Raw genomic sequence first — 20,950 nt, 5'->3', positions numbered from 1 at the left:
CCTCAACGGAAATGGCAGGCGACGAGATGCCCCTCGGCGCTTGCCTTCAATGGCGGCACTTCCTTGCTGCAGACGTCCTTGGCGATCGGGCAGCGGGTATGAAAGTGACAGCCCGATGGTGGATTGATCGGGCTCGGCACCTCGCCCTTGAGCCGCACGCGCTTGCGCTTGACGCTCGGATCCGGGATCGGCACCGCCGACAGCAGCGCCTCGGTGTAGGGATGTTTCGGCGTCGAATAGAGCTGGCGTGACGGCGCGGTCTCGACGATGCGGCCAAGATACATCACCGCGACGCGGCGGCTGATGTGCTCGACGACCGAGAGGTCGTGGGCGACGAACAGATAGGCGATGCCGAACTTCTGCTGCAGATCCTCGAGCAGGTTGATGACCTGGGCCTGGATCGACACATCGAGCGCCGACACCGGCTCGTCGCAGATGATCAGCTTGGGCTCGACCGCGATCGCCCGCGCGATGCCGATGCGCTGGCGCTGGCCGCCCGAGAACTCGTGCGGATAGCGCGTCATGTGGTCGGCCTGCAGGCCGACGGTCTCCAGGAGATGAACGATGCGCGCCTCGTATTGCTGGCGTGAGGTCGCCAGCCCATGGATGGTCAGCGCCTCGCCGATGATGGCGCCGATGGTCATGCGCGGGTTGAGCGAGGCATAGGGGTCCTGGAAGATGATCTGGATGTCGCGGCGAAGCGCGCGCAGGCTTTCGCCGGACAGCGCGATGACGTCCTTGCCCTCGAAATTCAGTTCGCCCGAGCTCGGCTCGATCAGCCGGAGGACGCAGCGCCCGGTGGTCGATTTGCCGCAGCCGGACTCGCCGACGAGGCCGAAGGTCTCGCTCGGCTCGATGTCGAAGTTGACGCCGTCCACGGCCCGCACGCTGCCGATCTGGCGCTTCAAGAGCCCGCCCCGGATCGGGAACGCCTTGGTCAGGTTGCGTACGCTGAGCAGCGGCGCGGGTACGACGGGGGTGGCAATGGCAGCTTCGGTCATCACAGCAACGTCTCTTCGGCGCGGATGCACGCCACCTTGTGGCCGGGCTCGATCTCGCGCAGCAGAGGCTGCGCGGTCCTGCAATCGGGAATGGCGAAGCGGCAGCGAGAGGCGAAGCGGCAGCCCTCCGGCGGATTGACCAGCTTCGGCACGCTGCCGGGGATGCTTTCCAGCCGGCTCTTCCTGACCGCGTCGAGATCGATCCGCGGGATCGAGCGGATCAGGCCCTGCGTATAGGGATGGCGCGGATTGGCAAACAGCCGCTCGACCGGCGCCTCCTCCGCGACCCGCCCGGCATACATCACCACGACACGCTGCGCGACCTCGGCCACGACGCCCATCGCGTGGGTGATCAGCATGATCGACATGCCGAGCCGCTCCTTCATGTCGAGCAGCAGATCGAGGATCTGCGCCTGGATCGTGACGTCGAGCGCCGTCGTCGGCTCGTCGGCGATCAGGAGCTTGGGATTGCATGACAGCGCCATCGCGATCATCACGCGCTGGCGCATGCCGCCGGAGAAATGATGCGGATAGTCGTGCACGCGGGCTTTCGGATTGGGGATCTGCACCAGCGCCAGCATCTCGGCCGCCCGATCCATCGCCGCCTTGTTGGACAGGCCCTGATGCAGCCGGATCACCTCGGCGATCTGATCGCCGACGGTGTAGACCGGGTTGAGCGAGGTCATCGGCTCCTGGAACACGATCGCGATCTCGCTGGCGCGGATCTTGTTCATCTCGGACGAGCCGAGCGGCACCAGGTCACGGCCCTGCCACAGGATCTGGCCCCCGGCGATGCGGCCGGGCGGCATCGCGATCAGCTTCAGCACCGACATCGCGGTGACGGTCTTGCCGGAGCCGGACTCGCCGACCACGCACAGGGTCTCGCCGCTGCCGATCGAGATGTCGACGCCGTCGACGGCCTGGACCTCGCCCTCGTCGGTGTTGAAATAGGTCTTCAGCCCCTTGATCTCGAGCAGCGGAGCTACGCGCGCGTCCATCACATCACCTTCCGCGGATCGAGCGCATCGCGCAGGCCATCGCCGATGAAGTTGATCGCGATGACCGTGAGGAAGATCGCGCCGCCGGCGAACAGCGCCCAATGCGGCGCGATGTCGAGATAGTCCTTGGCGTCGAACAGCAGCCGGCCCCAGGTCGGAATGTCCGGAGGGAAGCCGAGACCGAGGAACGACAACGTCGATTCCGCGATGATCGCGGCCGCGACGTCGATGGTGCCGGCGACGATCACCGGCCCCAGCGCGTTCGGCAGGATGTGGCGAACGACGAGACGGGTGTTGGAGGCGCCGAGCGCGCGCGCCGCCTCGACGAATTCCTTCTCGCGCAGCGACAGGAACTGGGCGCGGACCAGACGCGCCACATGCATCCAGCGGAAGCCGCCGATCACGAGCACGATGAGCACGAACACGCCGCCTTCCGGGCCGAGCCAGCCCTTGAGGAAATCGCGGAACAAATAGATGATCAGGAGCAGCAGCGGCAGTTGCGGCAGCGACAGAAACAGATCGGTCAGCCACATCAGCGCGGCATCCACCGGTCCCTTGGCCGAGCCGGCGATCGCACCGACGAGAATGCCGACGAACAGCGCCACGCCCATCGCGGCAAAGCCGACCGCAAGCGAGATGCGGCCGCCATAGATCATGCGCGCCAGCAGATCCTGGCCGAGATCGTCCGTGCCGAACGGGTGCTCCCAGGACGGCGGCGCGAGGCGTGCCGTGAAGTCGATCTCGTTGATCGGAATCCGCCACAGCCACGGGCCGAGCAGGATCGAGAGCGCGAGCAGCAGCAGCACGACGATGCTGGCCGCCGCGAGGCGGTGACGGAGGAAGCGGCGGAGCGCGTCGCGGCCCGGCGAGAAACGCCGTTTGGGCGATGCGACGACCGGCACCGTCTCAACGGAAGGAGATGCGTGGGTCAAGCCAGCCATACAGAATGTCTGCGATGAGGTTGAAGAGGACGACGAGGCAGGCGAACACGAAGGTCACCGCCATGATGACCGGCGTATCGTTGGCGAGGATCGCGCTGATCAGGAGCGAGCCGATGCCGGGAATGCGGAAGATCTGCTCGGTGACGATGGCGCCGCCGAACACCGTCGGCATCTGCAGCGCGACCAGCGTCACCACCGGGATCAGCGCATTGCGCACGACGTGCTTGACGATCACCTTGCGCTCGTCGAGGCCCTTGGAACGCGCGGTCGTGACGTAGTCGAGCTTGATGACGTCGAGCACGGCGGAACGGACATAGCGCGTATAGGACGCCGCCTGGTAGAGGCCGAGCACCATGACCGGCATGATCGCCTGCTTGATGCTCTCCCACCACCATTGCCAGCCGGTCGCCTGCAGGTCGGCGCGATAGACGAACGGCAGCCAGCCGAGATTGACGCTGAAGATCAGGATCAGCAACAGGCCGGTGAAGAAGGTCGGCAGCGAGAAGCCGATGAAGGCGAAGGTGTTGGCGATCTGGTCGAAGATCGAATACGGCCGCCGCGCCGCGAGCACGCCCACCGGCAGCGCCACCGCCAGCGCCAGGATCTGCGCGGTGCCGACCACGTAGAGCGTGGTCGGTATCCGCTGCAGGATCAGCGTGTCGACGTTGACGCGGCTGGCGAAGGAGAAGCCCCAGTCGCCCTGGAACATGGCGACCAGCCAGTGGACATAGCGCAACAGCACGGGATCGTTCATCCCGAACTTGATGCGCAGCGCCTCGCGCACCTCGGGCGGCACGTTCGGGTTGCTCGCGAGCTCGCCGAATGGATCGCCCGGTGCCAGCGCGAGCAGCACGAACAGAATGAGACTGATGCCGAGCAGGCTCGGCACAGCGACGATGAGGCGCCTGAGAAGATAGTTTCCCATCGCTCCACCCCTACAATGTCTGGCTGGTCATGCTGGCCGCGCGTCAGCTCGCCCGATACCAGGTGGCGATGAACGCCAGATCGTTGTCCCAGCCGCTCTTGTACAGCACCATGCCGTTCTTCACGCCGATCGCATTGAGCCGGTTGATCTCCGGCAGGACGTAGTTGTCACGCACGACGAGATCGTTGAGCTTGATGAACAGCGCGGCGCGCTTGACCGGATCGAGCTCGCTCTGGGCCAGCATGTAGGTCTCGTCATACTCCTTGTTCTGCCAGCGGCAGATGTTGCGGCCCTGCCACTTGTTCTCCTTGGTCGCGGCCTCGGTGGACACGAACTGGTTCATGAAGAACTGCGGATCCGCCTGCGGCATCGTGGTCTGATACATCTGCATGTCGCAGTAGAAATGCGAGTAGGTGTCGGGGTTCGCGACGTCCGAGGAGAAGAACACCGACGCGACCACCGACTTCAGCTCGACCTCGATGCCGGCCTTCTGGAACGCCTGCTTGATGATCGCCTGGTTCTTCTGGCGCGGGCCGTTGATCGAGGTCTGGAACACGAATTTGAGCGGCTTGCCGTCCTTCTCGCGGATGCCGGAGGCGCCCTTCTTCCAGCCGGCGGCGTCGAGGATCTGGTTGGCCTTCTCGATCGAGAACTCGAAAGTATTGTTCTTGGAGCGGAAGCGCTCGGGGTTGTTGAGAAAGTTGGGCGTCGCGACGCCGGCGCGTCCATAGATGAATTTCTGCACCGACGCACGGTCGATCAGGAGATTGATCGCCTTGCGCACCTCGGGATCGGAGAACAGCGGGTGCTTGGTCTTCAGGCTGGCGCGCTCGCCGTCGACCTCGACATTGGGATCGGTGACGTTGAGGCCGATATACTCGATGTTGCCGGTCAGCGTCAGCTCGGTCTTGCCCTGGCCGCCCGCCTCGAGCTTGGTCAGGATCTCGTCCTCGACCTGCAGATTGTAGGCGTAATCGTATTCACCGGTCTGCAGCACTGCGCGCGCAGCGGAGACCGCGTCGCCGCCGCCCTTGATCTCGACCGTGTCGAAATAGGGCTGCGTCGGCACGTGATAGTCCGGAAAGCGCTTGCCGGCGACGGTGTCGCCCGGCTTGAAGTCCACGAACATGTAGGGACCGGTACCGACCGGCTTCAGGTTCGCCGGCGCCTCGCGCGACTTCGCCCCGATATAATCCGCAAAGTGATGCTTGGGGATGATGCAGCCGAACGAGGCGACGAAGGCATCGGCCCAGAACGGCGTCGGCTGCGGAAAGACCAGCTTCACGGTCAGATCGTCGATCTTCTCGATCGACTTGACGTTCTTGTAGCTGCCGATCGAGACCGCCGAGGTCTCGGGGTTGTTGGCGTATTCCCAGTTGAAGATGACGTCGTCGGCCGTGAACGGCTTGCCGTCGTGCCATTTGACGCCCTTCTTCAGCTTCCAGGTCACCGACATGCCGTCGGCGGCAAGACCGCCGTTCTCCTTGCTCGGAATCTCGGCCGCGAGAATCGGCACCAGATTGCCGTCCTTGTCCCATCCGGCCAGCGGTTCGTAGAACAGGCGGCTGGCCTCCTGGTCCTTGGTGCCGATGGCGAAATGCGGATTGAGCAGCGTCGGCGCCTGCCAGAGCAGCAGCTTGAGCGGACCGCCGCCACCGGCCTTGGTCGGCTTGTAGGGGATGGCATCAGCAGCGACCGCGGCGCCTGAGTAGGAGAGCATCGCGCCAGCCATCGGCGCGGTCAGCCCCACGGCAATCATCCGCTGCACAAATTCGCGCCGTGACAGGCGTCCTGCTTTGACATCAGCGATCTGGCTACGGAGGTCACGCTCGTTCATCCATCGACTCCAAAGGTGGTGCTGAATGCCAAAAACGCGTCCCCGTCCTGGATCGATCGGGAACTGCATAAAATTGGATCAGCCTTCGAAGCGACTGTCAAAGCAGAATCCGGGCCAATTCCGCAATAAAGAACGGATCGATTGTCGCACTTCGCAGATGCGGAAAGATTGACTGCGAGTCACATCCCGGAAAATGGAACTACTCGCTCGCGACGGTCGCCACACACCGGAATGTTCTGCTTCGGAATGAACGCTCTCGATGTGCGCTCAGCTCTCGCGACACCAGTTCGGCAACTGCCCGAGGTCATTGTCCCATTCCGAGGAATGGCTCGACAAACCTTTGCGGATGCCGCTGACGCGCGGACCCGGCGACGCCATCGTTGATCATCAGCATCTCCATGTCGCAGTAGACGTGCGTGTAGGTGTCGGAATTGGCGACGTCGCTGGAGAAGAACGCCGAGCCACCACCGACTTCGGCTCGAGCTCGATGCCCGCCTTCTGGCAGGCCTACGTGACGATGACATGGTTCTTCGGCCGCGGGACGTTGGTGGAGATCTGGATCACGAGCTTGAGCGGCTTGCCGCCCTTCTCGCGAATGCCGTTCGCGCCCTTCTTCCAGCCGGCGTTCTCCAAAACCTCGATCGCCTCGTCGACGTTGAGCGCGAAGCACTACCGCCGGAAAATCAGGACACAGCCCCAGTGCCGCGGGCACGGATGCAGCTCAGCGCTCCGGCTTCAGCTTGCGGAAGCGGACGCCCTTGCCATCGGGCAGCCGGGTCGCGACATAGCCCGCCGCCAGGCAGGCCTCGCGCTGCGGCATCTTCTCCTGCGGACTTCGCAGGCTGTCCCACCACGAGGCGCGCTGCGCGGCGCGCGGCAGGCCGTCGCCGATCAGCTCCTCGATCTCGTCGAGGCTGAGCACCAGCTCGGGGCGGGTCTGCCGCTTGAGATAGTCTCGAAGCGCATCATAGTCCGGCAAGTCTCGACTCCATCGTACCAGCGCGTGTGCGGCCGCCTTGACGACAGGCGCGGCGAACGCAACGACTCGTTAACCTAACATGCGTTACTTCGGCTTTATCCGTCAGTCTACGGACGGGACTCCACGGGGGACGGGACGATCCGATGCGCTGGACACGCCGAACGGGCCGGGCGACGCAGCCTTGGCGGCTTTCGGCGCGCACGCTGATCACCTGCTCCATCTCGACCATCATCGGTTTCTCCGCCATCTGCGCCAGCGTCATGATCGACCTGCGCCGGAGCGAGGAAGTCCGCGCCCGGCAGGCGCTGGAGAACATGGCCGCCAGCATCGGCGCCGACATCAGCCGCACCGTCGAGCTCTACGATCTCTCGCTGCGGGCGGTGGCCAGCAACATGTTGCTGCCCGAAATCAACGAGGTCAGCAAGCACGTCCGCCAATTGATCCTGTTCGACCGTTCGTCCACCGCGAAGAATTTCGGCACCATCCAAGTCTTTGATGCCCGCGGGCGGCTGTCGCTCGAGTCGTCGACGCTCGACCCGCTGCCGGAGGACCGCAGCGACGCCGATTTCTTCCAGGTGCATCGCGACCGGCCCGACACCGGGCTCTATGTCGGGCGGCCCGCTCAGCATCATGGCCAATATTCCATCGTTCTCAGCCGCCGCATCTCGACGCCGGACGGACGCTTCGCCGGCGTCGTCGCCGGCTCGATCCGCCTCGGCTATTTCCGCGACCTGTTCGCAAGGCTCACGCTCGGGGCGGGCGACAACATCACCGTGCTCCGGCGCGACGGCACCGTCATCGTCAGCGCGCCGTTCGATTCCGGCGCGATCGGGCGCAACCTGGCGCGGGCGCCGGCCGTGACCCGCGCGCTCACCGAGCCGGCCGGCTGGTCGAGCAGCTATGGCGCGCTGGACGATCTGCCGCGGCTGCTGGTCTGGCGCAATGCCAATGAGCCGCTGGTCGTGATCGCCAGCAAGTCGTGGGACAGCGTCTATGCATACTGGCGCCATGAGGCTGCAGAGATCGGGGCGATGATGCTGGCGCTGATCGTGTTCGTCCTGGCCGCGACGCAGGTCGCCGCGCGCGAGATCCAGCTCCGGGCGAAGGTCGAATCCAGACTGGAGCAGCTCGCGACCACGGATCCGCTGACGGGCCTGAAGAATCGGCGCAAGTTCGACGAGACCATCGAACTCGAATGGCGGCGGGCGCAGCGCGCCGGCGCGCCGCTGGGGCTGCTGATGATCGATGCCGATCACTTCAAGAGCTACAACGACACCCATGGGCACCAGGCCGGCGATCAGGTGCTGGTCGGCATCGCCGTGTGCATCTCCGATTCGGTGCGGCGCGCCGGCGACTGCGCCGCGCGTTATGGCGGCGAGGAGTTCGCGGTGCTGCTGCCGGGGACCTCGGAAGCGGATGCGCTGCGCGTCGCGGAGACGATCCGCAGCAAGGTCAAGCTGTGGGCGGGAGAAGCGTGCACCACCTCGATCAGCATCGGCGCCGCCAGCGTCACGCCGTCGCGCGACACGGACTGGACCGGCCTGCTCAATGCCGCCGACCGCGCCCTGTACATGGCCAAGGCCGCGGGCCGTAACCGCTGCGCCAGCGCAGCGGTGCGTCATCCGTCACCCGCGGCTTCGCTGGCGGCGTGATGCCGCCAACCGCCTCGAAGGCGCGGCATTTCGCGCCGGCTTGGCCTCAGCCCTTGCCTTCGAGATAGCGCTTCATGTCCGCGCGCAGGCCATCGCGCAGGTCGGCTCGCGCCATGGCGAAGGCGATGTTGGCCCTCAGGAAGCCGGACTTCGAGCCGCAATCATGCCGCTCGCCGTCGAAGTCCACGCCGTAGAATTTCTGCGTCTTCGACAGACCGATCATCGCGTCGGTGAGCTGGATCTCGCCGCCGGCGCCGCGCTCCTGCGTCGCGAGGATCTGGAAGATCTCCGGCTGCAGGATGTAGCGCCCGGTGATCGAGAAGTTCGACGGCGCGGTGCCCTTGGCCGGCTTCTCGACCATGCCGTCGACCTCGAACATCTTGCCGTCGCGCTTGCCGACGCCGCAGATGCCGTATTGATGGGTCTGATCGGCCGGCACCTCCTGCACGGCGAGCACGTTGCTCTTTTCCGGCAGCTTGCTGGCGGCAGCAATCATCTGCGCCAGGCACCCCGGCGCGTTCAGCACCAGCTCGTCGGGCAGCACCACCGCGAACGGCTCGTCACCGACGATGTCGCGCGCGCACCACACGGCATGGCCGAGCCCGAGCGGCGCCTGCTGGCGGGTGAAGCTGACCGCGCCGGCCTCCGGCTGGTCGCGCGCGAGGATTTCCATCTCGGTCTTCTTGCCGCGCGCCGCGAGCGTCGCGTCGAGCTCGTACATGCGGTCGAAATGATCCTCGATCGCGGTCTTGTTTCGCCCGGTCACGAACACGAAATGCTCGATGCCCGCCTCCTTGGCTTCGTCGAAGACGTATTGGATGAGCGGCTTGTCGACGATCGTCAGCATTTCCTTCGGCATCGCCTTGGTGGCGGGCAGGACGCGGGTGCCGAGACCGGCGACCGGAAAAACGGCTTTGCGGATCTTCATGGGGATGACTAGACCTTGTGGCGATATGAATGCGAAATCGATCGCATTTTAGGTAGCTCGTTTGCAGCCGAGAACAAAGGCGGATGTTGGTCCAGTGTTCCGCTCGACACGGACCGAACGGCTAAATTTCGCTGCGGAAATCGTTAACCTTGTTAATCTCCCGTTAAGCAGGACCGGGCCTCGTGGAGGCCGATCTTCCATGCGATCTGGATCGAGACATGATGCGACGGAACGTGATGCTGACAGCTCTGAAGGCCGGTGCTGGCGCGGCGGTTCTGGTCACGGCGTTGACGGTGGTGTCTGGTTCCGCTGTCGCGCAATCCTCAGGCGGGCCGCTGAACTTTCTCGACGGCCTGTTCACGGGCACCCTGACGAAGGGCGACCCCGCCCCCAACCAGCCCCCTGCCGCCGGCGGGCCGCAGCCGTGGAGCGGCCAGGACGGCGCCTCCGGCCATCCGCTGATGACGGCGGCGGCGATCCGCGAAGCCGCCGGCAATTTCGACAATTGCGTCGCCGGCATGTGGCCAGATGCCGCACGACGCAACATCACGCAGGACAATTTCCAGCGCTTTACCGCCGGCCTGTCGCCGGACCTGCGCATCATGGACCTGCTCGACGCGCAGCCCGAATTCACCAAATCGATCTGGGACTATCTCGACATCCTGGTGAACGACAACCGGCTGGCGAAGGGCCGCGAGGTGCTGGCGAAGTACAAGCCGCAGTTCGATGCGGCCGAGCGTACCTATGGCGTCGACCGCTACATCGTCGCTTCGATCTGGGGCATCGAGTCCAACTACTCGACCCAGATCGGCGACCGTAGCGTGCTGCAGTCGACCGCGACGCTCGCCTGCATCGGCCGCCGCCAGGCCTATTTCAAGGATGAGTTCCTCTCCGCCCTGGAAATCCTCAATCGCGGCGATTTGCGCCCCGAGCAGTTGCGCGGCTCCTGGGCAGGCGCCTTCGGCCCGACCCAGTTCATGCCGACCGCGTTCAAGCGCTTCGCCGTCGATGCCGATGGTGACGGCCGCCGCGACGTCGTCGACAATCCGGCCGACCTGATCGCCTCCACCGCCAACAATCTGAAGAAGGACGGCTGGCAGAGCGGCCAGAGCTGGGGCTACGAGGTCGTGGTGCCCCAGGGCTTCAACTACATGCTCGCCGACCGCGCCAAGAGCATGAGCTTCGCCCAGTGGGAACAGCTCGGCCTGCGGCGGGCCAACGGTCAGCCGTTCCCGACTGGCGCCGAAAAGGCCTATCTGCTGGCGCCGGCCGGCGCCCAGGGCCCCGGCTTCCTGATGCTGCAGAACTTCCGCGTCATCATGAAATACAACCCTGCGGAAGCCTATGCGCTGGCGATCGGACACTTCGCCGACCGCCTCCGCGGCGCACCGCCGTTCGTTCAGGCCTGGCCGCGCGAGGAGCGAACGCTGTCGCGCGGCGAGCGGCTCGAGCTGCAGCAATTGCTCGCCGAGCGCGGATTTTACCGCGGAACGCCGGACGGCCAGTTCGGCGGCCAGACGCGCGAGGCGCTGCGGAACTTCCAGGCCTCGATCGGGGCGCCGGCGGACGGATTTGCCACCTCGGATGTGCTCGAACGGCTGCGGACGCGCTGATCGCAGCCCCAATCTGCCCTGCCGGTAACCTTCTGGGGCGATTACCGGCGCCGTCAACACCATCCGGTGAATGCCCGTTTGCGGCCTGATTCGCGTCCTATTATATGAATCGTCACGATCACGCCGCGCGACGGGTGCGCATGTCAAAGCTGAAGTCCATCCTCAAGCTGTTGAACGAGCCCGGCCCGCTGGTCGTGCTGGCGGTCGTCATCGCCATGCTCGTCGGCATCGCCGGTCCCGCCTCGGCCCAGTTCTTCAACTTCAACCCGTTCGCTTCGCCCCGCCCGGCACCGCGCGGCGGTGGAGGTGGCGGAGGTTGGTTCGGCGGCGAATTCTTCGCTCCGTTCCCGCAGCAACAGCCGAAGAGGGTGATCCAAGACTATTCCAAGGCGCCGCCGCCGGAGAAGCGTGACGGCGCGCCGGACCGCTACGTGCTGGTGCTCGGCGACGCCATGGCCGACTGGCTCGCCTATGGCCTGGAAGAGGCCTATGCCGAGCAGCCCGACATGGGCGTGACCCGCAGGATCCGGACCACGTCGGGCCTCATCAAGTATCAGCCCAGGGGCGAGCCGGCCGACTGGGCCGCCGCCGCCAAGGGTATCCTGGCGACCGAACGCGCCGACGCCATCGTCATCATGCTCGGCCTCAACGACCGCATCTCGCTGCGCGAGCCCGCGATCGAGAAGACCGACGACAAGAAGGGCGACAAGGCCAAGAAGGATGCCAAGGCCAAGCCTGGTGAGACAAAGCCTGGTGAGACAAAGCCCGGTGAGGCCAAGCCGGGCGAAGCCAAGCCGGATGGCAAGGCCGACACGGCGGCCAAGCCCGACGACAAGGCTGCCGATACCGATCTGCCGCAGGACGAGGCCGACAACGACACGCCTGCGGTCGCGGCACCGGAGAAGGCCGCCCGCTCGCCGGGCGGCCTCTACGAGTTCCGGGACGAGCGCTGGGTCGAGCTGTATACGAAGAAGATCGAGGAGATGATCGCGATCGCCAAGAGCAAGGGCGTGCCCGTGCTCTGGGTCGGCCTGCCCGCGGTTCGCGGTCCCAAGGGGACGGCGGACACGCTGTTCCTCGACTCGCTGTATCGCGATGCCGCCGGCAAGGCCGGCATCACCTATGTCGATGTCTGGGACGGCTTCGTCGACGAGGCCGGCCGCTTCCTGCAGAAAGGCCCGGACTTCGAGGGCCAGATCCGCCAGCTGCGCTCCTATGACGGCGTCTATTTCACCAAGCCGGGCGCGCGCAAGCTCGCCCATTATGCCGAGCGTGAGATCAACCGGCTGCTCGCGGCCCGTTCCGCGCCGCTCGAGCTGCCGAACGAGCCGGCCACGCCGGACGCCAATGCCGTACCGGGCCAGCCGGCGCCGCGGCCAGTCGCCGGCCCGATCCTGCCGCTGGTGGCGTCATCCGTCGGCACCGATCAGTTGCTGGGCGGCCCCGGCTCCCGACCTGCGGCGATCGACGCGCTGGCGGCCCGAACCCTGGTCAAGGGCGAGGCGCTGAGCCCGCCGGCCGGCCGCGCCGACGATTTCGTCTGGCCTCGCCGCGAGGTCGGCCGTGAGCAGGCCAAGGAGCCGCCGAAGGAGCCGACCCGGCCCGAAGCGCCGATGGCAGCGACTTCGCCGGCGGAAGCGACGCCGGCAGCACCTGGGCCGGTGTCGCCGCAGCCGCGGCAAAGGCGGCTGACCACGCCGGGGGCGCCCACCCAGCAGCCGCCAGCTCAAACGCCGCAGCCGAATCAGGGCGTTCGTGAGTTTTTTGGCTTCGGCGCGCCTCAGCAGCAACAGCAGCCGGCGCGGCCGCCCGCCGCGCGCAATCCGAACGCGCCGCCGCGGCCGCCAGGATTGGTCGGCCGCTCGGCAGCATCGCTGGAGACCCAGGGCCGCTGATCGTGACCACATTTCGGCGCTGAGGGCGATCGACGCGGATCATTCCGGACCAAGGTGCCAATGACAAATCGGCCCGCATTCGAGAGCGAATGCGGGCCGATTGTCATCTGATCGTCAGCGGGTCTTTGCGGGCTCAGTAGCGCCAGCGCTGCGGCGGCTGCGGCCGGCTCGGCGAGCGCATCAGCATCGCCAGTAGGAAGCCGATGCCGCCGGCGACCAGCAGCGCGCCCATCGGATTGTCCTGAACCCGCTTGGTCAGCGCCTGCGTGCCGTCACGCAGCGTCTCGGAGCTGTTGCCGAACGTATCCTTGGCGAAATCCATCGCCGCATCGCCAGCCTCGCGCGCCGCGTCCTTGGCCTGGCCATACATGTTCTGCACGACGCCGGAGGCCTCGCGTGCACGCCCCGACGCCTGCGTGCTCTTGTCGCCCAACATCTCGCCGACGCCGCCTTCGATCTTGCCTGCGACATCCTTGGCCGTACCGGTCAGCCGATCCTGATCCATTGCCGCTCTCCTTCTCTGCATTGTGCGGGATTGCTGGCCTGCTAACCGGCCAGCACGGCGCAGGTTCCGGACGACTACAAAATCAGGCCGCCGTCGACGACGAGGGTCTGGCCGATGATGTAGGACGACAGCGGGGAGGCCAGGAACAGCGCCGCACCGGCCATGTCCTGCGGCGTCCCCAGCCGCCGCAGCGGAATGCGCTGCAGCGCGCCCTCGAGGCGCTTCGGATTGGCGGTCGTCACCTTGGTCATCTTGGTGTCGACGAGCCCGGGCGCGATCCCGTTGACGCGGATGCCGTCTTCCGCCCACGCCTCGGCCAGGGTTCGCGTCAATCCCATCGCGCCGGTCTTCGAGGCGTTGTAGGCCGGATTGCCCATGGTCGAATGATAGGCGGCGGTCGACGAGACGATGATGAGCGCGCCCCCGGCATCGCGCAGCAGGCCGTGAAATTTCGTCGCACAGGCCATCAGGCTGATGAGGTTGACCTCGACCACCTTGCGAAAGCCCTCCATGGCGAATTCGCCGCGCCGGTACAATACCGCGCCCTGCGCCAGCACCAGCACATCGAGCCGATCGAACCGCGGCGCGAAGCTCTCGATCGCGCCGGGATCGCTCACATCGAGCTGATAGTAGTTCACCCCTGCGAGATCGGAGCCCTCACCTTCGGCATAATCGGCGGCGCTCGCCCGCGTGCCGCTGACGTCGACGCGCGCGCCCTGCGCGCGAAACGCCTGCGCGATGCCGTTGCCGATGCCGCTCGATCCGCCAATCACCAGCACCGAGCGTCCCGTGAAATCGAGCGCGTTCATCTCCCCACTCCTTCTCTTGTTGTTTGTCGGATGGTGTGGGGATCGGCGCAGGCCCTGTCAACGGCATCGCGGGCTGTGGCGACCCCGGCATCGGCGCCTTCGCATCAATGCTGCTGCGCAGCTACTTCATCGGTGTCAGCCGCAGCAGGCGGCCGGGCGAGTCGTCCTCGATGACCCAGACGGCGCCGTCCGGCGCCACGGCGACGTCGCGGATGCGCTCGCCCATGTCCCAGCGCTCGGCCTCGTCAGGCTGACCATCGGCCCGGAAGGCAACGCGGACCAGCGCGTGCACCCGCAAGCCTCCGATCAGCGCCGATCCCTTCCATTGCGGAAACATCGGACCATCATAGAAGACCAGGCCGGCCGGCGCGATCACAGGATCCCAATAGAGCGGCGGCGGCGCGAGGTCGGGCCGCGTCGCATGCCGCGGGATCGGCGTGCCGTTGTAATTGTCGCCGTTCGACACCAGCGGCCAGCCGTAGTTCTTGCCCGGCTCGATCAGGTTCAGTTCGTCGCCGCCGCGCGGTCCCATCTCGTGCAGCCAGAGCTTGCCATCTGATGCGAAGGCGAGCCCGTAGGGATTGCGGTGGCCGGTGGTCCACGTCTGGGCCGGCACGCCCTTGTCCTCGGCCATGGGATTGTCCGACGGAGTCGCGCCGTCGAGATCGAGCCTGAGCACCTTGCCGCGCGCCTGCCGTGGATCCTGGGCGCTGTTCGGCTGCATGCGGTCGCCGACGGTCAGGAACAGATGCGTTCCCGACGGATCGAACGCGATGATGCCGCCGGGCTGCCCGCCGCCGCCGGCGGGCGTCTGGCGCCAGATGACGGTGGGGTCGGTCAGCGTGGCGTTGTCATTCGAAACCGACAACACGGCACGGGTCAGGACGAGCCGGCTGCCCTCGCTGCTCGGCTCGGTGTAGGTGAGATAGATCTGCGACGTCGTCGCGAAGCTCGGCGACACCGCAATGTCCAGGAGGCCGTTCTGTCCGCGCGCCGCGACGGCGGGCACGTTGCCGATCTGGATCTTCTGCCCACCTTGCGTGACGAGAAAGATCCGGCCCGGCTTCTCCGTGACCAGCATCCGCCCATCCGGCAGGAAGGCGATGGCCCAGGGCGTATCGAACTCGGCAACGCTCCGCGCCTCGAACGGGCGCACGGCGCTTGCCTTGCGATCGCCGGCATTGATGCTCTCGGCTCGCGCGGCCGTGGTCGCAACGAGTCCCATCACCAATGCCAGGCGCATGAAGGTCGTGGAGAGCACCATGATCACTCCGGTTTGTTGATTTGTGTCGTCGGCAACGAGAATTCGGCCATGCCGGATCGGTGCCTACCGAATGCGTCCGATCAGTGATAATCCCGACGGCGAGCATGCGATCCGCATTTTTCCGTGAGCCGCAAATATGCACCAGCACAGGCAACTCAGCCGCTCGGTCAAGGGATTGACCGTCCTGATCACCGGCGCCGCGTCGGGGATGGGGCGCGCGACCGCGCGCGTGTTCGCCGATGAAGGCGCCAGGGTCGCAGTCACCGATGTCGATGAGAACGCGGCCCGCGCGGTGGCGGCAGACATCGAGGCCAGCGGCGGAACGGCGCGCGCCTGGCGGCTCGACCTCGTCGACCGCAACGCCATCGCGGCCGTCGTCGGCGATGCTGCGACGCATTTCGGCGGGCTCGACGTCATCGTCAACAATGCCGGCATCTCGGTGCATGTCGCGATCGACGACGAAGCCTACGACGAGGCCTGGGCAAGAGGGCTTGCCATCATGCTGACGGCGCAGCAGCGCGTCATCCGTGCCGCGCTGCCGCATCTGCGCCACTCGAACAGCCCGCGCATCGTCAATATCGCTTCGACCGAGGCGCTCGGCGCAACCGCGCGGCACAGCGCCTATTCGGCTGCAAAGGCCGGGGTGACCGGATTGACGCGCTCGCTTGCGGTCGAGCTCGGCCGCGATCGCATCACCGTCAACTGCATCTGTCCGGGCCCGATCACCACGGCGATGACCGCGCGCATTCCCGACGAGCAGAAGGCGGTCTACGCGCGGCGCCGCACCGCGCTTGGCCGCTATGGCGATCCCGAAGAAGTCGCGCACATGACCTTGAGCCTGTGCCTGCCGGCCGCCTCGTTCCTCACCGGAGCGGTGATCCCGGTCGCGCAACGCATGATGTCGAGACAGCTCATGCCCGACGTGTGAGCCGAGGGATCCTCCCCCCGGCGGGCATCAAATCCCTGAAGCAGCGCAACTGCCCTGACGCTGTCGAGCCACAGATCGGCCGCCGGCAACCTGCCATCCGCGAACAGCGCCTCGAGTCGCTGCTTCACGACGTCATGACGGAGGCGGCACGCCGGCTGACGGTTGCTCGTGTCCCACATCAGGACCTTGTCGGTCTTGTGCGGTACTACCTGATCGATGACCACGATGGCCTCCGACCGCCCTATTACTCGGCAACGAAGGCAGAACGGATGCGCTTGCTTGAAAGCCTTAGCCTCGCTGTCCCAGCGGGTATCATAGCCGCGTTCGCGGGCACTGCCCCGCTTAGCATCGTACTCAGCACGGGCTTTGCGGCGCGAACGCTGCCCAGCTGGCCTGAATGTCGGCGGCTTGGCTGGCTTCGGAATGTAGCTGCCTTATCTTTCAGCGGCACAACTGCCTAATTCGGCAGACCTGAAGGTCCACAGCATTCCAAGAGATGCATACACAGGCACGCTTCACTGAAAGCTGCTGAGCCTTCAGGGACTACCGCCCCTTCACCCGTCACGGGCACATCGGATTATCAGCATGCTTCAAACAGCGCTGAATACGTTGCAGGCGCAGCTCGATCTCGGGCAGCTTACTATCGTCCATGGGCGCGGCAGCGTACTGTTGGCGCAGCTTCACTACTCGGGCACTGATTCGCTCGCCGATGACGTCTGTTAGAACGTCCACTGCAAGTCCATCCCGCGGCTCAATTGGACCAGCTTCTGAGATCGCCTTAGCAAGGTCGCCGCATATTTTATCTATCGCCGTGCCGGTCGGCAGGCCCTGCAATTCTGCTGGCCAGCCCTTAGCGAGATCAATTCGACTTCTATAGAGTGTTGCCAGAGCGTCAAGGTAGCGCTTGCTCTCAGCCATCTTCGAACAAGCGCCTCTAAGTTCATCCGTGCCGGCGTAATCCGTAAAGCTCGCTTTGAGAGCGGACGTTGCCTGAACAGGCCATTCTGTCATCTTCACCTTGCCGAGGTACGTCGCGTTGGCCCGTTTGACCGCCGTCTTCACCTCATCAGCAGGCGTTACGACGGGTGGTTCATATGTTCCGAGTCCGAAGTTCGCATCGTCGTGCAAGGCGTCGTCCATCCTTTGCTTGAGCCAAGCGACATTGCCTGCGGTTGCCTGATAGCCGGAAACAACGTGACGATGTTGAACAGAAACCTTGGCTACAAGATTCCCTTTGTCGGGCCCAACAACCACGTATTGAGCCGCTCCTCGATAGAGTTCGAAGTCGATATCGTTTCCGTTATTGAAATAAGTGGGATCCCACTTGCGATAATCGCCAACTTCGACCACGCCAAGGGCGCTATCCGCTAGATGCGCGACAATGGCTGCCGCTAACGGCTTCGCTGCAGCCCTCACGTCCCGCATGTAGATATCCATGGCGAGCGGGGCACCATATTTCCGAAGGGCCACCACGCCACCGAACAGTCGATTTCCGGTGTTTTGAAGTCGCTTTAACGAATCACTAGTAAGCGGCGCTAGCTTAATGTCGTTAGCGCTCTTCAACCGTGGAGCAATAGCCCGGACAGCAAGATAGGTATCGACGGCCCCTGACCACCCCATTGGGCTCGGTATAGCGACCTGAATTGCCGATGATCCGGGCTCTCCAACGAGCGAACCTTTGCCTTTTAGTGATGCTGCTAGAAATCCCCGCAGATAATCGGGATCGAGCGTATCCAGACCGTCCGCCGCCTGCTCCGGCTGTAGAGCCGGATCGAAAAATACGGCTCCAGTAAACACGTCATTTGCCGCATCATCGGTTCCGTACAACGATATGGCCGTGAGGCACTGCGCGAAATCGTAGTACGTCAGATAGCTTGGTGCCTCCTTGTTTCGGCAGCTTTGTATCTTTGACTTGTATTCGTGCGTCAATAAAGCCTGAAACGCCGAAATTGACACGTAGTATTCTTGTCTTTGACGGACCGAGAGAATGTTCAGCCGCCGATTAAATTCGTCCAATCGATCGGTGATCTCGTCGAATCGAGTCTGCATCGACGAATATATTGTATCGAGGGCGCGATCCACGCGATCGAAGCGGTCGTTCATTTCTGCCTGGAGCTGATGAATATCCGCTCTCACGGAGGAGAAGCCCGACTGCAATAGCGCGATGGTCGGATCTTGACCGCCCGGTCCAAACAGACCCACGATCGAAAGTGCAGCATTCGCGATGTTGCCGCTCAACAGGATCTTTGCGGCATCTGTTACACCGCTGCGACTTAAGTCCACAACCGCATCGGCGATCGCTCCGATGCTCTTTGCGCCGGTTGTGAGCTTGTACTGTGCATCAGGGCTATTTCTGAGAATAACTCTACCAAGAAGCTGAACTGTTGAGACACCGGCAGCTATGCGCTCATGTTGAGCGACGACCCGCACCGTCTCCGCCTTTTTTCTGTTCTCATCGATGATGAGCTGCGACAGCTTGTTGTGGTCTCCCGCGAGTTGCGTGAGCTCTCCCTGAAGGGTCTTCAAGCCTCCCTTCATGTCCTTGATGTCAGCTTTTATGACTTTGCCGTCCTTCTCGAGTTGAACGACGTCGACGCTGACGCTGCCAAATATTAGGTCAACGTAGTCTCTCACCAGCTGGTCGCCGACCTTGACGTCAGCCGAAAGTGCGTCGAATCGAATGTCTACCGCGGCCTGATACAGTGCCTGATGCCAATCCTTGTTGCAGTCGCCGACTTTGGGCAGATCCGTCAGATCAATTGTCGAAGAAACTAGCGGACCAGCAGGCGTGTATCCAGCAAGGAGATTTACCATCCATGTCGCACCGGCCGTGCTCATGCAGTCTTGCCATGCTGGGTCCAAATCGCGATTTATGAACGCTCTCCCCCCGGTGCTTTCTACAAATAGCGACCTCTTTTTTAAATCCGGTGCGTATTCTGGTTTGATTTCGATTCTATACGCGCCGCCGGCGATTTCCCCTGATTTGGCCCTCTCGATGATGATTTGCCTTTCGGTATCGGTAAGCGCCGACGCGCGATGAGCAGACAAGAGCAAAACGAGCAAACCAATCGCAAGCCGCATGACTCCCCCACTCGAAGAGCGGTCCGTTTCTGCGAACCGCGATAGCAGCCCAAATTGTTTTTCTAGACGCGAACAACAATATACTGACGCCAAAATCTCGCCACAGTCTAGAATCGTTTCTCGATCTGTCAAAGAAGCAAGCGCGGCAGGAACGGTGGAGTTCCCTTTTTTGGGCGCAAGATGCCGGCACTCCAACAACGACGGCATAAATCTATCAGGCAGACCAAATGCTTAGTTGAGTTTCCTGTCGAAACGTTTTCGCTCTCGATCTACCGTCACGATTGGGGAGACGCTTTGCGTTCAAATAACGGGCCGCCAGTCGCGAAAGCGAAGCTGCCGCCGCTCGACTGACGGCGCGCCCAGGGGGATGCGCGCTGCAATGCAACATTCGGCCAATCACGCCGCGCCGAGGGTTTCTTGCCGAGTTAATCTGAGATGTTGTGGCACCAGCTGACGACGCAGGACGCGAGGAAGCGACCGAGCGGATCTGAGGCGTCGCGATGTTCCGCCGTCGCCTGCACAACCTCCTGCGGCTCCTGCAGACCCTTGTCGAGCCGTCTGACGCGCCGGCATGACAGCCGTGCAGGCGGCGATCCGCGCCTTGCGTTGACTTCGCGCATCGCCGGCGTAGCCTCTTCCTTCAGAAGAAGCGGACAGGAGTCCGCCCTGATGAGGACGCGAGGAGGAGACCATGGCGATCGCCATCCGGCAGCTGCATCCGCATTTCGTCGGCGAAGTATCCGGTGTCGATCTGCGCAAGCCTCTCGCTCGGGACGAGGTCGCGCAGTTGCAGACCGCGATCGATCACTACGCCGTTCTCGTATTTCACGATCAGGACGTCACCGACGAGCAGCAGCTCGCCTTCGCGCTCAGCTTCGGCGACCGCGAGCAGGCGCGCGGCGGCACCGTCACCAAGAAGGAGGATTACCGCCTCACCACCGGCCTCAACGACGTCTCCAATCTCGGCAAGGATGGCAAGCCGCTGCCATCAGACCATCGCACGCATCTGTTCAATCTCGGCAACTGCCTGTGGCACTCCGACAGCTCGTTCCGGCCGATCCCGGCGAAATACTCGATCCTCTCGGCGCGGATCGTGAACCCGAAGGGCGGCAACACCGAATTCGCCGACATGCGCGCCGCCTATGACGCGCTCGACCAGGAGACCAAGGCCGAGATCGAGGATCTCGTCTGCGAACATTCGCTGATGTATTCGCGCGGCGCGCTCGGCTTCCTCGACTACACCGACGAGGAGAAGGAGATGTTCAAGCCGGTCAGGCAGCGGCTGGTCCGCACTCATCCTGCCCATGGCCGCAAGTCGCTCTATCTGTCATCGCATGCCGGCGCCATCATCGGCATGAGCATGCCGGAAGGCCGGCTGCTGCTGCGCGACCTCACCGAGCATGCCACGCGGCCCGAGTTCGTCTACGTCCACAAATGGACGCTGCACGACCTGATCATGTGGGACAACAGGCAGACCATGCATCGCGTGCGCCGCTACGATCAGTCGCAACCGCGCGACATGCGCCGCGCCACGGTGGCCGGCACCGAACCGACGGTGGCGCAGCAGGCGGCGGAGCAGTTCGGCCTTCAGCAG

15 protein-coding genes and 2 pseudogenes are annotated in these 20,950 nt (G+C 64.3%); 5 read left to right on the top strand and 12 right to left on the bottom strand.

All coding sequences use genetic code 11. From position 1 onward, the window contains the following. Positions 1–2 precede the first annotated feature (2 nt). From ACQR0U_RS05020 to ACQR0U_RS04990, 7 genes and pseudogenes are all read right to left on the bottom strand, one after another. Positions 3–1,001: an ABC transporter ATP-binding protein gene (locus tag ACQR0U_RS05020; RefSeq protein WP_315713886.1), complete on the bottom strand. Its 999-nt coding sequence runs from the start codon at positions 999–1,001 to the stop codon at positions 3–5. Further along, the gene (locus tag ACQR0U_RS05015) at positions 1,001–1,999 is read right to left on the bottom strand and encodes an ABC transporter ATP-binding protein (RefSeq protein ID WP_315826015.1); all 999 of its coding nucleotides are present in this window, start codon (positions 1,997–1,999) and stop codon (positions 1,001–1,003) included. Before ACQR0U_RS05015 ends, ACQR0U_RS05020 begins: the two co-directional genes overlap by 1 nt. After that, positions 1,999–2,940 carry an ABC transporter permease gene (locus ACQR0U_RS05010; protein WP_315826014.1) on the bottom strand — a complete coding sequence of 314 codons (942 nt, stop codon included), beginning with the start codon at positions 2,938–2,940 and terminating at the stop codon, positions 1,999–2,001. Before ACQR0U_RS05010 ends, ACQR0U_RS05015 begins: the two co-directional genes overlap by 1 nt. Next, positions 2,906–3,865 carry an ABC transporter permease gene (locus ACQR0U_RS05005; protein ID WP_315713883.1) on the bottom strand — a complete coding sequence of 320 codons (960 nt, stop codon included), beginning with the start codon at positions 3,863–3,865 and terminating at the stop codon, positions 2,906–2,908. Before ACQR0U_RS05005 ends, ACQR0U_RS05010 begins: the two co-directional genes overlap by 35 nt. Before the next feature lie 43 nt (positions 3,866–3,908). Further along, positions 3,909–5,702, bottom strand: coding sequence for a peptide ABC transporter substrate-binding protein (locus tag ACQR0U_RS05000; RefSeq protein WP_315713882.1), 1,794 nt, complete (start codon positions 5,700–5,702; stop codon positions 3,909–3,911). A gap of 267 nt (positions 5,703–5,969) precedes the next feature. Then, positions 5,970–6,368: pseudogene (locus tag ACQR0U_RS04995) on the bottom strand (hypothetical protein); the annotation flags it as partial. A 55-nt stretch (positions 6,369–6,423) separates the two neighbouring features. After that, positions 6,424–6,681 carry a DUF7662 domain-containing protein gene (locus tag ACQR0U_RS04990; protein ID WP_315713880.1) on the bottom strand — a complete coding sequence of 86 codons (258 nt, stop codon included), beginning with the start codon at positions 6,679–6,681 and terminating at the stop codon, positions 6,424–6,426. Positions 6,682–6,824: 143 nt separating this feature from the next. Between ACQR0U_RS04990 and ACQR0U_RS04985 the strand changes: the two genes are divergently transcribed. Continuing rightward, complete coding sequence (locus tag ACQR0U_RS04985) at positions 6,825–8,333, top strand: sensor domain-containing diguanylate cyclase (RefSeq protein ID WP_316172636.1); 1,509 nt, start codon at positions 6,825–6,827, stop codon at positions 8,331–8,333. Between the two features lie 46 nt (positions 8,334–8,379). On the opposite strand, the gene galU is transcribed toward ACQR0U_RS04985, so the two are convergent. Further along, positions 8,380–9,261 carry a UTP--glucose-1-phosphate uridylyltransferase GalU gene (gene galU / locus ACQR0U_RS04980; RefSeq protein ID WP_315713878.1) on the bottom strand — a complete coding sequence of 294 codons (882 nt, stop codon included), beginning with the start codon at positions 9,259–9,261 and terminating at the stop codon, positions 8,380–8,382. 218 nt (positions 9,262–9,479) lie between these two features. Between galU and ACQR0U_RS04975 the strand changes: the two genes are divergently transcribed. Both ACQR0U_RS04975 and ACQR0U_RS04970 read left to right on the top strand, forming a co-directional pair. Further along, positions 9,480–10,874: a lytic murein transglycosylase gene (locus tag ACQR0U_RS04975; protein ID WP_315713877.1), complete on the top strand. Its 1,395-nt coding sequence runs from the start codon at positions 9,480–9,482 to the stop codon at positions 10,872–10,874. Between the two features lie 140 nt (positions 10,875–11,014). Further along, positions 11,015–12,769: a DUF459 domain-containing protein gene (locus ACQR0U_RS04970; protein ID WP_315713876.1), complete on the top strand. Its 1,755-nt coding sequence runs from the start codon at positions 11,015–11,017 to the stop codon at positions 12,767–12,769. 133 nt (positions 12,770–12,902) lie between these two features. Here ACQR0U_RS04970 and ACQR0U_RS04965 read toward each other — a convergent pair whose 3' ends face one another. From ACQR0U_RS04965 to ACQR0U_RS04955, 3 genes are all read right to left on the bottom strand, one after another. After that, the gene (locus ACQR0U_RS04965; RefSeq protein ID WP_315826013.1) at positions 12,903–13,274 is read right to left on the bottom strand and encodes a CsbD family protein; all 372 of its coding nucleotides are present in this window, start codon (positions 13,272–13,274) and stop codon (positions 12,903–12,905) included. A gap of 74 nt (positions 13,275–13,348) precedes the next feature. Continuing rightward, positions 13,349–14,083: an SDR family NAD(P)-dependent oxidoreductase gene (locus ACQR0U_RS04960; RefSeq protein WP_315826012.1), complete on the bottom strand. Its 735-nt coding sequence runs from the start codon at positions 14,081–14,083 to the stop codon at positions 13,349–13,351. A 121-nt stretch (positions 14,084–14,204) separates the two neighbouring features. Then, a complete protein-coding gene (locus ACQR0U_RS04955; RefSeq protein WP_315826011.1) occupies positions 14,205–15,347 on the bottom strand; it encodes a PQQ-dependent sugar dehydrogenase in 1,143 nt (380 codons plus the stop codon). Between the two features lie 136 nt (positions 15,348–15,483). Here ACQR0U_RS04955 and ACQR0U_RS04950 point away from each other — a divergent pair, with 136 nt between their 5' ends. Beyond that, positions 15,484–16,275, top strand: coding sequence for an SDR family NAD(P)-dependent oxidoreductase (locus ACQR0U_RS04950; protein WP_434842668.1), 792 nt, complete (start codon positions 15,484–15,486; stop codon positions 16,273–16,275). Positions 16,276–16,836: 561 nt separating this feature from the next. On the opposite strand, the gene ACQR0U_RS04945 is transcribed toward ACQR0U_RS04950, so the two are convergent. Then, entirely contained in the window at positions 16,837–19,356 is a 2,520-nt protein-coding gene (locus ACQR0U_RS04945) for a hypothetical protein (protein WP_434872090.1), read from the bottom strand. Between the two features lie 691 nt (positions 19,357–20,047). Between ACQR0U_RS04945 and ACQR0U_RS04940 the strand changes: the two are divergent. Beyond that, positions 20,048–20,932: pseudogene (locus ACQR0U_RS04940) on the top strand (TauD/TfdA dioxygenase family protein); the annotation flags it as partial. Positions 20,933–20,950: the final 18 nt, after the last annotated feature.

It is taken from the genome of Bradyrhizobium sp. HKCCYLRH3097 (assembly GCF_051167875.1).
Classification (GTDB): Bacteria; Pseudomonadota; Alphaproteobacteria; order Rhizobiales; family Xanthobacteraceae; genus Bradyrhizobium.
The sequence above is the reverse complement of the archived record's forward strand: the minus strand, read 5'-3'. Positions and strand labels throughout refer to the sequence as shown.

Bases quoted from the DNA above. Each gene is read 5' to 3' on its own strand.
- ACQR0U_RS05020 (WP_315713886.1), bottom strand. From the start codon at position 1,001: ATGACCGAAGCTGCCATTGCCACCCCCGTCGTACCCGCGCCGCTGCTC.
- ACQR0U_RS05015 (WP_315826015.1), bottom strand. From the start codon at position 1,999: ATGGACGCGCGCGTAGCTCCGCTGCTCGAGATCAAGGGGCTGAAGACC.
- ACQR0U_RS05010 (WP_315826014.1), bottom strand. From the start codon at position 2,940: ATGGCTGGCTTGACCCACGCATCTCCTTCCGTTGAGACGGTGCCGGTC.
- ACQR0U_RS05005 (WP_315713883.1), bottom strand. From the start codon at position 3,865: ATGGGAAACTATCTTCTCAGGCGCCTCATCGTCGCTGTGCCGAGCCTG.
- ACQR0U_RS05000 (WP_315713882.1), bottom strand. From the start codon at position 5,702: ATGAACGAGCGTGACCTCCGTAGCCAGATCGCTGATGTCAAAGCAGGA.
- ACQR0U_RS04985 (WP_316172636.1), top strand. From the start codon at position 6,825: ATGCGCTGGACACGCCGAACGGGCCGGGCGACGCAGCCTTGGCGGCTT.
- galU (WP_315713878.1), bottom strand. From the start codon at position 9,261: ATGAAGATCCGCAAAGCCGTTTTTCCGGTCGCCGGTCTCGGCACCCGC.
- ACQR0U_RS04975 (WP_315713877.1), top strand. From the start codon at position 9,480: ATGATGCGACGGAACGTGATGCTGACAGCTCTGAAGGCCGGTGCTGGC.
- ACQR0U_RS04970 (WP_315713876.1), top strand. From the start codon at position 11,015: ATGTCAAAGCTGAAGTCCATCCTCAAGCTGTTGAACGAGCCCGGCCCG.
- ACQR0U_RS04965 (WP_315826013.1), bottom strand. From the start codon at position 13,274: ATGGATCAGGATCGGCTGACCGGTACGGCCAAGGATGTCGCAGGCAAG.
- ACQR0U_RS04960 (WP_315826012.1), bottom strand. From the start codon at position 14,083: ATGAACGCGCTCGATTTCACGGGACGCTCGGTGCTGGTGATTGGCGGA.
- ACQR0U_RS04955 (WP_315826011.1), bottom strand. From the start codon at position 15,347: ATGGTGCTCTCCACGACCTTCATGCGCCTGGCATTGGTGATGGGACTC.
- ACQR0U_RS04950 (WP_434842668.1), top strand. From the start codon at position 15,484: ATGCACCAGCACAGGCAACTCAGCCGCTCGGTCAAGGGATTGACCGTC.
- ACQR0U_RS04945 (WP_434872090.1), bottom strand. From the start codon at position 19,356: ATGCGGCTTGCGATTGGTTTGCTCGTTTTGCTCTTGTCTGCTCATCGC.